15 protein-coding genes and 1 tRNA gene are annotated in these 13,387 nt (G+C 69.0%); 4 read left to right on the top strand and 12 right to left on the bottom strand.

The features are described 5' to 3' along the window. Positions 1–42: 42 nt before the first annotated feature. From ACFM35_RS04250 to ACFM35_RS04220, 7 genes are read right to left on the bottom strand one after another with little or no spacing between them, the layout of a single operon-like run. A complete protein-coding gene (locus ACFM35_RS04250) occupies positions 43–471 on the bottom strand; it encodes a pilus assembly protein TadG-related protein (protein WP_378838815.1) in 429 nt (142 codons plus the stop codon). Further along, positions 468–998, bottom strand: coding sequence for a TadE family protein (locus tag ACFM35_RS04245; RefSeq protein ID WP_378838813.1), 531 nt, complete (start codon positions 996–998; stop codon positions 468–470). The genes ACFM35_RS04250 and ACFM35_RS04245 overlap by 4 nt, the downstream gene beginning before the upstream one ends. Continuing rightward, positions 973–1,371, bottom strand: coding sequence for a TadE/TadG family type IV pilus assembly protein (locus ACFM35_RS04240; RefSeq protein WP_378838811.1), 399 nt, complete (start codon positions 1,369–1,371; stop codon positions 973–975). Before ACFM35_RS04240 ends, ACFM35_RS04245 begins: the two co-directional genes overlap by 26 nt. Positions 1,372–1,373: 2 nt before the next feature. Further along, on the bottom strand, positions 1,374–1,586 hold the full coding sequence (locus ACFM35_RS04235; RefSeq protein WP_378838808.1) for a hypothetical protein: 213 nt from the start codon (positions 1,584–1,586) through the stop codon (positions 1,374–1,376). Between the two features lie 27 nt (positions 1,587–1,613). Beyond that, entirely contained in the window at positions 1,614–2,546 is a 933-nt protein-coding gene (locus tag ACFM35_RS04230; protein ID WP_378838805.1) for a type II secretion system F family protein, read from the bottom strand. Continuing rightward, a complete protein-coding gene (locus ACFM35_RS04225) occupies positions 2,543–3,400 on the bottom strand; it encodes a type II secretion system F family protein (RefSeq protein ID WP_378838803.1) in 858 nt (285 codons plus the stop codon). Before ACFM35_RS04225 ends, ACFM35_RS04230 begins: the two co-directional genes overlap by 4 nt. Further along, the gene (locus ACFM35_RS04220) at positions 3,397–4,557 is read right to left on the bottom strand and encodes a TadA family conjugal transfer-associated ATPase (RefSeq protein ID WP_378838801.1); all 1,161 of its coding nucleotides are present in this window, start codon (positions 4,555–4,557) and stop codon (positions 3,397–3,399) included. Before ACFM35_RS04220 ends, ACFM35_RS04225 begins: the two co-directional genes overlap by 4 nt. 64 nt (positions 4,558–4,621) lie before the next feature. On the opposite strand from ACFM35_RS04220, the gene ACFM35_RS04215 reads away from it, so the two are divergent. Then, positions 4,622–4,909 (top strand): PLDc N-terminal domain-containing protein, encoded by a 288-nt coding sequence (locus ACFM35_RS04215; protein WP_378838798.1) that lies wholly within the window; start codon positions 4,622–4,624, stop codon positions 4,907–4,909. A gap of 1 nt (position 4,910) precedes the next feature. Here ACFM35_RS04215 and ACFM35_RS04210 read toward each other — a convergent pair whose 3' ends face one another. Then, positions 4,911–6,200: an alpha/beta hydrolase gene (locus tag ACFM35_RS04210; protein WP_378838795.1), complete on the bottom strand. Its 1,290-nt coding sequence runs from the start codon at positions 6,198–6,200 to the stop codon at positions 4,911–4,913. A 114-nt stretch (positions 6,201–6,314) separates the two neighbouring features. Between ACFM35_RS04210 and ACFM35_RS04205 the strand changes: the two genes are divergently transcribed. Continuing rightward, positions 6,315–6,396, top strand: a tRNA-Leu gene (locus ACFM35_RS04205). Positions 6,397–6,465: 69 nt separating this feature from the next. After that, entirely contained in the window at positions 6,466–7,251 is a 786-nt protein-coding gene (locus ACFM35_RS04200; protein WP_378838792.1) for a DedA family protein, read from the top strand. Between the two features lie 14 nt (positions 7,252–7,265). On the opposite strand, the gene ku is transcribed toward ACFM35_RS04200, so the two are convergent. Next, positions 7,266–8,195 carry a non-homologous end joining protein Ku gene (gene ku / locus ACFM35_RS04195; RefSeq protein WP_378838789.1) on the bottom strand — a complete coding sequence of 310 codons (930 nt, stop codon included), beginning with the start codon at positions 8,193–8,195 and terminating at the stop codon, positions 7,266–7,268. 171 nt (positions 8,196–8,366) lie between these two features. On the opposite strand from ku, the gene ACFM35_RS04190 reads away from it, so the two are divergent. Then, a complete protein-coding gene (locus ACFM35_RS04190) occupies positions 8,367–10,928 on the top strand; it encodes an ATP-dependent DNA ligase (RefSeq protein WP_378838786.1) in 2,562 nt (853 codons plus the stop codon). Between the two features lie 6 nt (positions 10,929–10,934). Here the strand turns inward: ACFM35_RS04190 and ACFM35_RS04185 are convergent, their stop codons facing one another. From ACFM35_RS04185 to rph, 3 genes are all read right to left on the bottom strand, one after another. Continuing rightward, positions 10,935–11,849, bottom strand: coding sequence for a cation diffusion facilitator family transporter (locus ACFM35_RS04185; protein WP_378838783.1), 915 nt, complete (start codon positions 11,847–11,849; stop codon positions 10,935–10,937). Between the two features lie 88 nt (positions 11,850–11,937). Continuing rightward, positions 11,938–12,573, bottom strand: a complete 636-nt coding sequence (gene rdgB, locus ACFM35_RS04180) for an RdgB/HAM1 family non-canonical purine NTP pyrophosphatase (protein ID WP_378838780.1) — start codon at positions 12,571–12,573, stop codon at positions 11,938–11,940. A 1-nt stretch (position 12,574) separates the two neighbouring features. Beyond that, positions 12,575–13,312, bottom strand: coding sequence for a ribonuclease PH (gene rph, locus ACFM35_RS04175; RefSeq protein WP_378838778.1), 738 nt, complete (start codon positions 13,310–13,312; stop codon positions 12,575–12,577). Positions 13,313–13,387: the final 75 nt, after the last annotated feature.

The raw sequence follows: 13,387 nt of genomic DNA, 5'->3' as shown, positions 1-13,387 counted from the left end.
GCTGGATTGCCCTCGTGGGGCGTCGACCGAGGCCGGGATCCCTCACCGCAGAGCGGTGCGACTCGTCGCCGTCGCCTGCAGCGGCACCCCGTCGGGAACGAACAGCGTGATGACCGGCGGGTGCCAGACGGCTGCGACCGTCACCCGGGCGGACAGACCGTCCGGGCTGGTCGCCGTGAGCAGCGCCGCGCCGTTCCCGACATCCGTGACGAGGGACTCCGCCTGCGCGCGGACCCCGTCGCTGGTGAGGGCGGCGATCGGCTCCCCCGTGCCGTCGACCGAGATCGTGAAACCGTCCGCGCCGGCGAGGGCCGCAGCGTCCGCCAGCGAATCCAACTGCTTCTGCGCAAGGTAGAGGCTCGTCGCATTCGCACAGACGAGCACGGCCACGAGCGCCAGCACGGCGTAGCCGATCGTCAGGATCAGGATGCTGCCCTCGTCATCGTCCACGGGCCCACGCGGGCCCCTCATGGCGCGCTCCAGAAGCGCGATACCTTCTGCGCGGCGGATGCCTCGACCGGGATACTCGCGAGCCGCTCGAGGCCGAGGACTTCCGGCACGAGGGGCAGCGACACCCGGGTGGCGACGGTGACGACCACGGTGGCACCGGCGGACGGGCACGACGCTGACACGGGTCGACAGGCGATCGACACGTCGATCGCCGAGGCATCGATTCCGTACTCCTCCGTCACGACCGCGATGACGGCGTCGGCTCTGACGGCAGCGGTCGCGGCATCCGGCGCGGTGGAGACCGTGCGCGCGACGTGCCTCGCGCCCGCCTCGACCCCGAGTGCCTGCCCTTGGATCAGGCCGAGGGCGATGATGAGGTAGACGACGGGCACCAGGAGGACCAGCCCGACGAGGATGAACTCGAGGGCCGCTGATCCGGTCTCGTCCTCGAGCAGGCGATCGCCCTGCCCGGGCAACCACCCGTGGTCCTGGCGTGGCGCGCTCTCGTCGTCCCGACCCCTCTCAGTCCAGCGTTTCGACCGGGGCATGCGCGGTCACCTCCAGCAGCCGAGGAGCGCCGAGAAGCCCGATCAGGGGAAGCGTGGTGCGGATCGTGACTGCGATCTCGGATCGGCCACCCCGATCTGTCTGGCGCACGTCGACGTCGTCCGCGTACGTGGCTCCGACGGCCCGCGTGACGATCGCGCGGGTGCGGTCTGCGCCCTCCGACAGCGCCGTGTCCGCCAAGGCCGCGTGGAATGCCCCCTCGACTGCCGCATCGTGCACCACGTTGCGCACGTAGATGGCCAGCGACAGCTGGAGCACGCCGAGTGTCAGCAGGGTCAGCAGCGCCCCCACCAGGACGAACTCGACGGGACTGGAGCCGGATTCGTCATCCGCGAGCGAGCGGACGCCTCGCACGGCTACAGACCGGAGACGCGCGACATCGCCTGCTCGAACAGGCCGGCCAGCGCCGGTCCCGCGAGCGCCCAGATCACGACCACGAGCCCGGCGGTCATGAGGGTGATGAGCACCCAGCCGGGGACATCACCGCGTTCGTCGTCGCGCAGACGGATCGTGTCGCCCCAGGCTGTGCGCAGTGGCGCCGTCACCCGTCCGTACAGTTCACGCATCATCGTTCTCTCCATTCCGACCGCGTGCGGTCAACCGATCCCGAGTCGCAGCATGAAAACGCCGGGGAAGACGGCGAACAGGATGCTGAGCGGCAGTATGAGGAAGACGAGGGGCAGGAGCATCAGGATCTCCTTGCGCCCGGACTGCTCGATGAGGCCGCGTTTGGCGTCTTCACGAGCATCGAGCGCCTGCGCATGCAGCACGTGCGCGAGGGGTGCGCCGCGGTCGATCGCGGCGATCAGGTGGTCGATGGTGCGAGACAGCGCGGGCACCTGCACCTGCTCGGCGAGACGGGCGAGCGAGCCACCCAGCGACGAACCGGTGCCGACGGCCAGCACCACTCCGCGCAGCTCGCTGGTGAGGTCACCGGCACCCACGGCACCGACCCGCCGCAGCGAATCCAGAAGGCCCTCACCGGCGGAGAGGCACAGAGCCAGGAACTCCAGCACGGTCGGCAGCTCTTCCTCGATCCGCCCGACCCGTGCGCGCGCCGCGCGTGTCAGATGCACGTCGGCGAGGACGACCCCGATGACGGCGGAGACCGGCGGGATGAGCACTCCGCCGGCAGACAGCCGTCCGAAGAGCGCCAGGACGACGACGAGGATTCCACCGACGACGAGTCCGCCCACGCCCCAGGCGAGTTGCCGCCCGCGGAAAGCCGCGACATCCATCGGCCACGCTGCTTGCCTCAGACGCCGCGCGATGGTCTCAGAACCGCCGATCGCCGCACCGAATCGCAGCTGCGCCGAACGCCACACGGCTCGTACGTCGACCGACGGCGCGGCGACCCATACGGTCGTGCCGCGCGGATCGGTGACGTCCCGGATGTACGGGGCGATCCGCCGCGACAGGCTGGGCGCACCCCAGCGCGGGGCGAGGGAGACGAGAAGGCAGACGCCGATCCCGAACGCCCCACCCAAGACGACGGCCGTTGCGATCTGGGTGAGGTCGACGGGAGTCACCCGAACCACCGCCGCGGCTCGGGCAGTCGGCCGATACGAAGCATGATCCGGTAGGCGAGGAAGGAGACGACCGCGCCCGTCACGATCAGGGCCACGCCCTCGGGGCTCGAATACGCCTCCGCGCCCTCGGGCCGGAGGGCGAGCAGAGCGAGGATGACCCAGGGTGCGACGACGCCGAGGACCGCGGCGCCTCGCACCCACGACTGCCGAGCCTCGACTTCGGCCCGCAGCGCCGCGTCCGCGCGCACCGACCCCGATAGTGCACGCAGCACCGCGGTGAGTTCCGTGCCGCCGACCTGACGCGCCATGCGGAGGGTCTCGATGATGCGGTCCGCGACAGGGTCGGCCAGGGTCGTCTTGAGCTGAGCCACGCTGGAATCGAAGTGCCCGGACGCCGAAAGGTCGCGCGCGAACTGCGCGAAGGCGGGACGAAGGACGACCGGCGCGGAATCCTGCAGACTCGCCACCGCGTCCGGAAGCGCCATGCCGGACCGCACCGATGCGATCAACAGGTCGCAGATGTCGGGCCAAAGGCCGCGCCGCGAGCGCCGCAGCCGCAAGACCCTCGCGCGCAGCCAGAGGAACGGAGTCGACGCGCCCGCCGCTCCGGCAACGCCGGCGAGTGCCGGCACCGGCGCGACAAGCCACGAGGTCGAAGCGGCCAGCAGCGCCGTCGCGGCCGAGACGATCAGGACCGCTCTCGGCGGGATGCGGGCGAAGCCGGCCGCCTCGAGCAGCCGGTCGAGCGCGCCCGGCTGCGGCACGGCAGCCGCGCGCTCGCCATGCGGCCACACCCAGGGCGAGATGAGGAGGAGGATGCCGGCTCCCAGGACCGCTCCCCACACGATGATCATCTTCCGCTCCGGCTGTACACCGTCCGCGCCTCGATGACACCGTCCACCACGCGGCCTGTCGGCTCGACCAGTTCGACCACGCGACGTTGACCGGCCCCGTCTTTCGCGCAGTGTGCGACGAGATGGACCGACGCGGCGACAGCAGGCAGCACGAACCCGCTGTCGATGTTGCGGCCCGCGAGCAGCGGCAGCGCAGCCAGCTTCGACAGCGCTTCACGCGCAGAGTTCGCGTGGATGGTGGCCGCGCCCGGCACACCGGTGTTGAGAGCGAGAAGAAGATCGAGCGCCTCGGCGTCGCGTACTTCGCCGACCACCAGGCGATCGGGGCGCATCCTGAGCGCCTCCTTGACGAGGCGGCGGAGGGTCACCTCGCCGGTGCCCTCCAGACTCGGCTGCCGGCCCTGCAGGGCCACCAGGTCAGCCGCATCGACACCGAGCTCGAAGGTCTCCTCCACCGTGACGATCCGGTGGCTGGGCGGACACACGCCGATCAGCGTGCCGAGCAGCGTCGTCTTGCCGGCATGCGTCGCACCCGAGACCAGCACGCTGCGGCCGTCGTGCATCGCGTCGCGCAGGGCACGTGCGGCCGCGGGTTCGATCGACCCCGTCGTCACGAGCGCGTCGAGGTCACGGAAGGCCGGCAGGAACTTCCGGACGTTCACCGACCAGTGGCGGCGGGTGATGTCGGGGATCACGACGTGCAGCCGGGACCCGTCCGGCAGCGATGCGTCCACGAAGGGCTGACTCAGATCGACGCGACGACCGGTGGCATGCAGCATCCGCTCCACAAGATCACGCACGGCCGCGTCGGTGAGCACCACCGGGATCCGCTCGGACCGTCCGGCCCTCGCCACGTAGATGCGGTCGGGCGCGTTGATCCAGAGCTCCTCGACGGTGGGATCATCGAGATAGGCCTGCAGCGGGCCGTAGCCCGCGATCGACGCGAGCACGTCGCGGACCGCGGATGCCTCATCGTCGACGGTCGCAAGTCCCCGGGCGAGCGCGAAGTCGTTGTGCCGTAGGACCTCGGCGCGGGCGATCCGGGCGGCGACCTCCGGATCCCGGGCGGGATCGGTCTGCTCTGCGCGGAGCCGTTCGCGCACACGCTCGGCCACGGCGGCGACAGGGCCGACCACAGTGGCGGAGGCGAGACTCATCCGTGAATCCTCGCAAGACGAGGAGACGGCCGCGGAAGTTATCCACAGGTGGGAGGATGAGCCCATGACTCACGACACCACGAAGGAATCGCTCAAGGACATCGCACTGGATGCGGCGAAGGCCGCCGGCGCTGCCAAGGCCGTGAAAGCCGTGAAGGCCGTCGGCCCCGTCGCCCGTATCTGGCTCTTCCTGGTCGGCACCCTCCAGCTCGCGTTCGCGTTCCTCGCGTTCTGGGACCTCGCCCATCGACCCGCCCGCGACATCCGGGGCCCCAAGCCGGTGTGGATCCCGGTCATCCTCGTCAACTGGATCGGACCGCTCGCCTACTTCGCGTTCGGCCACAAGCGCTGATTCAGGGAGCGGAAAGTCCCAGCACGGGATACAGGACGGTGAAGCCCTCCTGCAAGCCGCCGTTCAGGCCGTCCACGACGTGACCTGCGCCGGGGACGGTGTAGCTCGTGACCGTCATGCCCGCCTTGCTCGCTGCGGCCGAGACCGCCTGCTGAGCCGGCTGGAAGCCGGGGTCGTTGCCGCCGACGGTGAAGACGGCGGTGACCCCGGCGTAGGTGCCCGCGGGGGCCGCCGCCATGATGTTGATCGGCTTCGAGGCCTCGAACTTGGCGGAATCACCGCCGTAGATCTGCGCCGTCACCGAGGCGACGTCCTCGGAACCGGGGAATTCCTCGCCCGAGATGTCGAGGATGTTCTTGAACACGTCCGGCTGCTGGGCGCCGTATTTGATCGCACATCCTCCACCGTTCGAGTATCCGGCGATCACCCAGTACTTGGGATCCTCGATGATGTTCAGGTTCTTCTTGGCCCAGTTCACGACATCGGTCTTGATATAGGTCTCGGCGTTGCCGAAGGCGGACGAATCGGCGCACGCGGGATCGCCGACCGTTCCGATCTGGTCCGCGACGATGACGATCGGCGCCAGACCCTTGTTCTTCGCGGCGAAGTCGTCGAGCACGGCACCGATGTAGCTCGGATCCGGATTGCCCGGATACCCCATCATCAAGATCACCAGCGGGAGCGCCGGCGCGCCCTGCACCTGTGCAGCCGGGGGCAGGTACAGACCCGCCGGGCGGGCGTTGAACCCCGAGACGGTGCCCGGGATGACCTGCGTTCCCTGCGAGCCCTTCTGCGGCATGCCGGATGGCGGTGTCCAGGAAGCGTAGAGCGGACCGCTCGCCGTCGTAGACGGATTCGGTGTGGGGATCGCGATGGGATTGTCGGAACTGACCCCGAAGATGCTGCCGAGCGTCGGGTTCAATCCGTAGAACGCGTTGACGCCGATCATGCCCACGATCGCGAACCACAGGATGGCGAACGCCGCCACGATCTTCCGCCAGACAGGCGAACTCCACAGACTCACCACCGCCAGTCCGATGCCGGCGAAGGCGATCGTCGCCCACACTCCCACCTCGGGAGGCAGCGCGTCGCCGAAGGCGCCGGTCACGTTGGCGAGGAAGAAGATGCCGAAGCCCACAAGCGCGCCCAGGCCGATACCCAGTACCGCGGTGAGCAACCATCGCGGCGTGACCCGCCGGAACAGCAAGACGATCACAAGGACGATGCCGACCGCGTAGACGATCGACGGGACTGGGCCTTCGATGACCGGCAGCTGCCAGAGTGCGTCCACGAGTGCTCCTATGACGACGAGTTTCGCCAACATACCGCGTGGCGGACCCCCCCGACCGGCACCCGCGGATGTCCCCAGGCATTGTCCAGTCGCCTGGATAGACTGAGCGCACCAGCGGGAGTGGTGAAATCGGCAGACACGCAGGATTTAGGTTCCTGTGCCTTCGGGCGTGTGGGTTCAAGTCCCACCTTCCGCACGGGCCCGGTGCTCAGGTTCCGGCTCCACCACCACCGACGACGACCGCTACCGCGTGACGGGAACGACCTTGCACTCCATCGCTCTGATCCCCTGGCTCGACCCCGAGACGCTCATCGCCGCGGCGGGCCCGTGGGCTCTGCTGGTGGTCTGCTTCATCGTCTTCGCCGAGACGGGCCTGCTCATCGGGTTCCTGCTCCCGGGCGACACCCTTCTCATCATCGCCGGCCTCCTGTCGCACCCGAGTCCGGTCGCCCCGAACGGCGTCTTCGGCATCAGCGTGTGGTGGGTGGCTCTGCTGATCGCGCTGGCCGCTTTCCTCGGCGGCGAGGTCGGCTATTACATCGGGCACAAGGGCGGCCCGGCGATCTTCGAGCGTAAGGAATCCGGCCTGTTCAGCCGCAAGAACGTCGAACGGACGAACTCGTTCTTCGAGAAGTACGGCGGACTGACGGTCATCATCGCCCGCTTCGTGCCGATCGTGCGCACGTTCGCTCCTGTCGCCGCCGGTGTGGGGCACATGCCGTGGCGTCGCTACACCCTCTTCAACTTCATCGGAGCGATGCTCTGGGGCTTCGGTCTGACCATGCTCGGCTACCTCATCGGCTTCATCCCGGGCCTCGGTGACTTCGTCGCCGAGTACATCGACGTGATCCTCCTCGCCGCCGTGGTCGGCACGCTCCTCGTCACCGCCTATCACTACTTCAGCGAACGCCGGAAGGCGAAGAAGGATGCCGCGGCCGGCACGGACGTCGTCGACGAAGCGGAGGCCGAGGCGCTCGTTCTCGACGCCGATGTCTTCGACCGCGGGCCGGAGCACGATGACCGCGGATCGTCGGGTGGCATCCGCCCCTGATGAGAAGAGCGGCGTCAGGACGCCTTCGCGGTCTTCTTCTTCGCCGCGGTCTTCTTGGCGGCAGGCTTGGTCGACGACGTCGATGCGGATGACGTCTTCTTTCCGGATGCCTCGGCCTCGGCATCCGCGTCGTCTGTCGTCTTCGATCCCTGGCGAGCCGCCCGGGACCGCTCGACGCTGGCACGCAGCGCCTCCATCAGGTCGATGACCTCGCCGCCGCTCTCGGCCTCCTCGGGTTCGCCGAAGGTCTCTGTCGTGTCGAGGGTGTCGCCCTTCTCCAGCTTCGCGTCGATCAGCGTGCGCAGCTCGTTCTGGTACTCGTCCACGAACTCGGAGGGGTCGAAGTCGCTTGCGAAGCTGTCGACGAGCGAGGCCGACAGCTCGAGCTCCTTCGCCGAGATGCGCACGGTCTCGTCGAGGGCGGGAAATGCGGCCTCCCGCACCTCGTCGGCCCAGAGCAGGGTCTGCAGCACGAGGACGTCACCGCGGACTCGCAGAGCGGCCAGGCGTGTCTTCTGCCGCAGCGAGAAACGGACGATCGCCGTCCGGTCGGTCTGCTCGAGCGTCTTCCGCAGGAGGACGTAAGCCTTCGGCGACACCGAATCCGGCTCGAGGTAGTAGGCGCGGTCGAGTGTCAGCAGATCGACCTGCTCGGTCGGCACGAACTCGACGACCTCGATCTCACGGCTGCGTTCCGACGGGAGCGACCCGAGGTCATCCTTCGTGAGGACGACCGTGCGCTCGCCGTCGTCGAAGGCCTTGTCGATGTCGGAGAAGGGAACGACCTCCCCGTCGATCTCGCAGATGCGCTGGTAGCGGATGCGACCGCCGTCTGCGGCGTGCACCTGATGCAGCGACACGTCGTGGTCCTCCGTCGCGGAATACACCTTGACGGGCACGTTGACGAGGCCGAAGGTCAGCGCGCCTTTCCAGATCGCTCTCATGACCCCAGTGAACACGAAGAACGGATGCTGTGGCCAGGGGTTGCGCGGCGACCCGCGACACGACTCCGGTCGGGCGGTCGAAGCTTCCTATTTCCGGGGTCGGCTCGCGGCGTGGCACGCAGTCCACCCGAGTTGTGACACGGCGGCGCCCGCGACCGTCAGGATAGGACCGTGGCGAAGTCTGCGGCAGGGAGCGGCGAGACACTCGTGCGTGTCGGTGGCCGTCGCCTGCGCGTGACGAATCTCGACAAAGTGCTCTACCCCGAGACGGGCACCACCAAGGGCGAGGTCATCGACTACTACACGCGGATCGCCCCGTTCCTGATCCCGCATGTCATCGGTCGGCCCGTCACCCGCAAGCGCTGGGTCGAGGGCGTCGGCACAGAGGACCACCCCGAACCGGTCTTCTTCGCGAAGGACCTCGAACGCGGTGCGCCGTCCTGGGTGGCGCGGATGCCGATCGAGCACTCGGGCGGCGCGAAGTACTATCCCCTCGTCACGGACGTGCCCACTCTGGTGTATCTGGCCCAGGTCGCGAGCCTCGAGCTCCACGTCCCGCAGTGGCGCTTCGCTCCGGACGGCTCCCGGGGCCCCGCCGACCGCCTGGTGCTCGACCTCGACCCCGGCCCCGGCGTGGGACTGGCGGAGTGCGCGATCGTCGCGGGGTGGGCACGCGACATCCTGACCGGAATGGGCCTCGAACCGTACCCCGTGACGAGCGGAAGCAAGGGGATCCATCTCTACGCGGCACTCCCTGCGGGGCAGTCCACAGAGCACGCGTCGGCCCTCGCCCACGAGCTCGCGCGCGCGATCGAGAGCGACCATGCGGACCTCGTCGTCAGCAGCATGAAAAAGACCGAGCGGACGGGCAAGGTGCTGATCGACTGGAGCCAGAACAACGGCGCGAAGACCACGATCGCCCCCTATTCGCTCCGGGGTCGACCGCACCCGACCGTGGCCGCCCCCCGGACGTGGGCGGAGCTCACCGAGCCGAACTTCCGGCAGCTGAGGTTCGACGAGGTCCTCGAGCGGATGGGTACCGAGGGAGACCCGATGGCGGCCCTCGGGTTCCACTCGGGCGGTCGCGATGCCGAGGTGGGCCCGCTTTCGGCCTACATCTCCAAACGCAGCGCCGGGCGCACGCCCGAGCCGGTGCCCGTCAATCCGCTCGGCGAGACTCCGCACAACGAACGACCCACCTTCGTCATCCAGGAGCATCACGCGACCGCGTTGCACTGGGACTTCCGGCTCGAACACGACGGCGTGCTCGTCAGCTGGGCCGTGCCCCGCGGGGTCCCGCACTCGTACACGCGCAACAACCTCGCCATCATGACCGAGGATCACCCGCTCAGCTACGGCGGCTTCGAGGGGTCGATCCCGGCCGGCGAGTACGGCGGAGGTACGGTGACCATCTGGGACGAGGGGCGCTACGACCTCGAGAAATGGCGCGACGACGAAGTGATCGTGACCCTCGAGGGTCGTCCGGGCGGGCCACTGGGACGCGTGCGGCTGGCCCTCATCCGCACGTCCGGCGCGGGCGAGAAGTCGAGCTGGCTGCTGCACAGGATGAAGACGGATGCCGCCGGCCGCGTGCAGCCCGACGGCACCGTCGTCGAAGCCGGACTGCAGGGCGACGAGACGGAACGCCCGACGCCGGGGAGGGTGCGCACGAAGGCCGGCTCCGGCGGTCGTCCCTCCGTCGTTCCCGGCGCGCACGGGCCGAGCGCCGGCAGTGCCTCGTCGGCGTGGCCGCCGACCTCGGACGCGCTCCGACCGATGCTGTCGACCTCGGCGACACCGGGGATCGCGCGCGGTGCCGCCGCCCGATGGGGCGGAACGCCCTGGGTCGAGACGAAATGGGACGGGATCCGTGCGATCGGCGTCTGGGACGGCGCGCACCTCCGGCTGTACGCGCGGAGCGGTAACGAGCTCACGCACCGCTATCCCGAGCTGACGGGGCCCGACCTCGGCTTCGGAGACGAACATGCCGTCGTCGACGGGGAGCTCGTCGCCCTCGAACCGGACGGCCGCCCGAGCTTCCCGCTGCTGCAGACCCGCATGAACCTCGAGCGGGCCGGGGACATCGCCCGCGAGGCACGGCGCACGCCCGTGCAGTACTACCTCTTCGACGCCCTCGTGCGCGGGGATCGTGACCTCACCGGCGAACCGCTCCACGAGCGACGGCGCGTGCTGGAGGAGATCGCGGAGCACTCCGCGACATCCGCCATCGTCCCGCCGGTGTCCGAAGACGTCGACACTGCGCTCGAAACGGCTGATCGACTGCGGCTCGAGGGGATCGTGGTCAAGGACCCGTCATCGACCTACCGAAGGGGGCTGCGCTCGGAGTCGTGGCTCAAGGTCAAGATCACACGGACGCAGGAAGTCGTCATCGCCGGCATCCGCCCCGGCAAGGGCGGCCGAAGCAACACGTTTGGGTCTCTTCTACTGGGGATCCCCGGCGAGGACGGGCTGCGCTACGCAGGACGCGTGGGCACGGGGTTCAGCGATTCGATGCTCGCCACCCTGCTGCAACGCCTCATGCCGCTCCGCACCGACGAGAACCCCCTGCTCGGCGTACCGGCCATCGACGCGAGCGACGCGCTGTGGGTGCGACCCGAGCTCGTCGGCGAGGTGGAGTTCGGCGAGTTCACTCCGGGCGGTATCCTCCGTCATTCGCGATGGCGAGGACTGCGTCCCGACAAGTCGCCCGAAGAGGTCTCGCGAGAGAGCTGAACGCGGTCAGGCGTGGGCCTCGTGCTCGATGTGCCCGGCCGGCTCGAGCTGGAACGTCGAATGATCGACGTCGAAGTGATCGGCCAGGCACGTCTGCAGTCGGCCGAGGATCTGGCCCGATCGTCCGTCGGTGAGGGCCGATTCCTCGACGACGACGTGCGCGCTGAACACAGGGGCGCCGCGCGTCAGCTGCCACACGTGCACGTCATGCGCGTCGACCACTCCCGGCGTCGACAGGATGTGATCGCGGATCTCCTCCACGTGCATGCCCTGAGGGGCCGCCTCGCTCAGCACCGACGCGACTTCGCGCAGGAGCCCGATCGCGCGGGGCACGATCATCGCGGCGATGAGCAGGGAGGCGATCGCGTCGGCCGGAGCCCATCCGGTCGTCACGATGATGATGGCGGCGATGATGACGGCAGCCGAGCCGATCAGGTCGCCGAGCACCTCCAGGTACGCGCCCCGCACATTGATGCTCGTCCGCTGAGCGGCGCTGAGCAGCCACATCGCCGCGGCGTTCGCGACCAGCCCGACGACGGCGACGATCAGCATCAACCCGCCCGCGACCGCGCTCTCCGAGGGATTCAGGAGGCGCAGGATGGCCTCGACGGCCACCCAGGCCGAGAGGCCGATCAGGATCACACCGTTGATCAGTGCGCCGAACACCTCTGCGCGCTGATAGCCGAAGGTGCTGCGTTCGTTCGCCGGCCGGGCCGCGACCGCGCTGGCGATGAGCGCGATGATGAGGGCGGCGGCGTCCGTGAACATGTGCGCCGCATCCGCGAGGAGGGCGAGCGATCCCGACAGCACCGCGCCGACGATCTGCACGACCATCACGATGGTCGTGATGCCCAGAGAGGTGGCGAGGAGCCGCCGGTTGCTCGCACCGCGGATGCCGGCATCCGGTGCATGATCGTGCATAGGCCCAGGCTAGGACGTCGCGCGGCTCGGCCGGGTGATGTGCGCGTAATCGGGAATGAGTGTGCTTCTCATCTACCGCAGGACGGCGTCACAGGCGTTCGAGAAGGGGTGCGAGCTTCTCGAAGGCACGGGCACGATGAGAGGCACCGTTCTTCTCCTCGGCCGTCCACTCGCCGACGGAGCGCTGCGACCCGGCAGGCTGACCGTCGGGGATGAACACCGGGTCGTACCCGAACCCGCCGTCCCCGGCGGCGACCGTGGCCAGGCGGCCGGGCCAGCGTCCCTCTACGACGTGCTCCTCCCCCGTCGGAGTGACCAGGGCGATCGTCGAGACGAAGGAGGCCGCGCGGTGCGGGTCGGCGACGTCGGAGAGCTGGTCGAGCAGCAGGTCGCGGTTGGCTGCCGCATCCTTCGCATGACCCGCCCAGTAGGCGGAGAACACGCCCGGGGACCCGCCGAGCACGTCGACGCAGATACCCGAGTCGTCCGCCAGCGCGGGAAGGCCGGTGTGCGCAGCGGCCGCCCGCGCCTTGATCAGCGCGTTGGCCGCGAAGGTCACGCCGTCTTCGACGGGCTCGGGTCCGTCGTACCCGACCACTTCGAGATCGGGCCGGGTGGCCTCGACGATCACGCCGAACTCCTCGACCTTGTGCGGGTTGTGTGTCGCCAGGACGATCTTGCGGCGTGCCGCGAGGGCATCCGAGGAGTTCTGCCCCGCGGTCACGCTACTCTCCCGCCAGGGCCGCGCTCTGGAGGTCTCTGAGGTCGGCGCAGCCGTTCACACCCAGTTCGAGCAGCGCATCGAGCTCACGCTTGTCGAACGGCGCCCCCTCTGCCGTCCCCTGCACCTCGACGAACAGCCCGCGCCCGGTGACCACGATGTTCATGTCGGTCTCAGCGCGCACATCTTCGACGTACGCGAGATCGAGCATGGGCTCGCCGTCGACAATTCCGACGGAGACGGCGGACACGGAATCGACCAGCGGCGTGGCCTTCTGAGCGATGAACTTCTTCGCGCGGCCCCACTCGATCGCATCAGCGAGGGCGACGTACGCGCCGGTGATCGCCGCCGTCCGAGTGCCGCCGTCGGCCTGCAGCACATCGCAGTCGATCACGATCGTGTTCTCGCCGAGCGCCTTCGTGTCGACGACCGCGCGCAGTGCGCGCCCGATCAGGCGCGAGATCTCGTGGGTGCGCCCGCCGATCTTGCCCTTCACGCTTTCGCGGTCGTTGCGGCTGTTGGTCGCGCGCGGCAGCATCGCGTATTCGGCAGTCACCCAGCCCTTGCCCTTGCCCGTCAGCCACCGGGGCACTCCGTTCGTGAACGAGGCGGTGCAGAGCACCTTCGTTCCGCCGAAGCTGATGAGCGCGGACCCCTCGGCCTGAGCGCTCCAGCCGCGTTCGATCGTGACGGTGCGCAGCTGGTCGAGGGTGCGACCATCGGCGCGGGTGATGTCGGTCATGGGGTGTTCCTTTCGGTGGTGCGTGTCCAGGTGTGACCTGGTCTGGCGCCGCGGATCGTGCAGGGAGTGGACAAG

The sequence above is a fragment of the Microbacterium songi genome (genome assembly GCF_042747925.1).
Classification (GTDB): domain Bacteria; phylum Actinomycetota; class Actinomycetes; order Actinomycetales; family Microbacteriaceae; genus Microbacterium.
The sequence above is the reverse complement of the archived record's forward strand: the minus strand, read 5'-3'. Positions and strand labels throughout refer to the sequence as shown.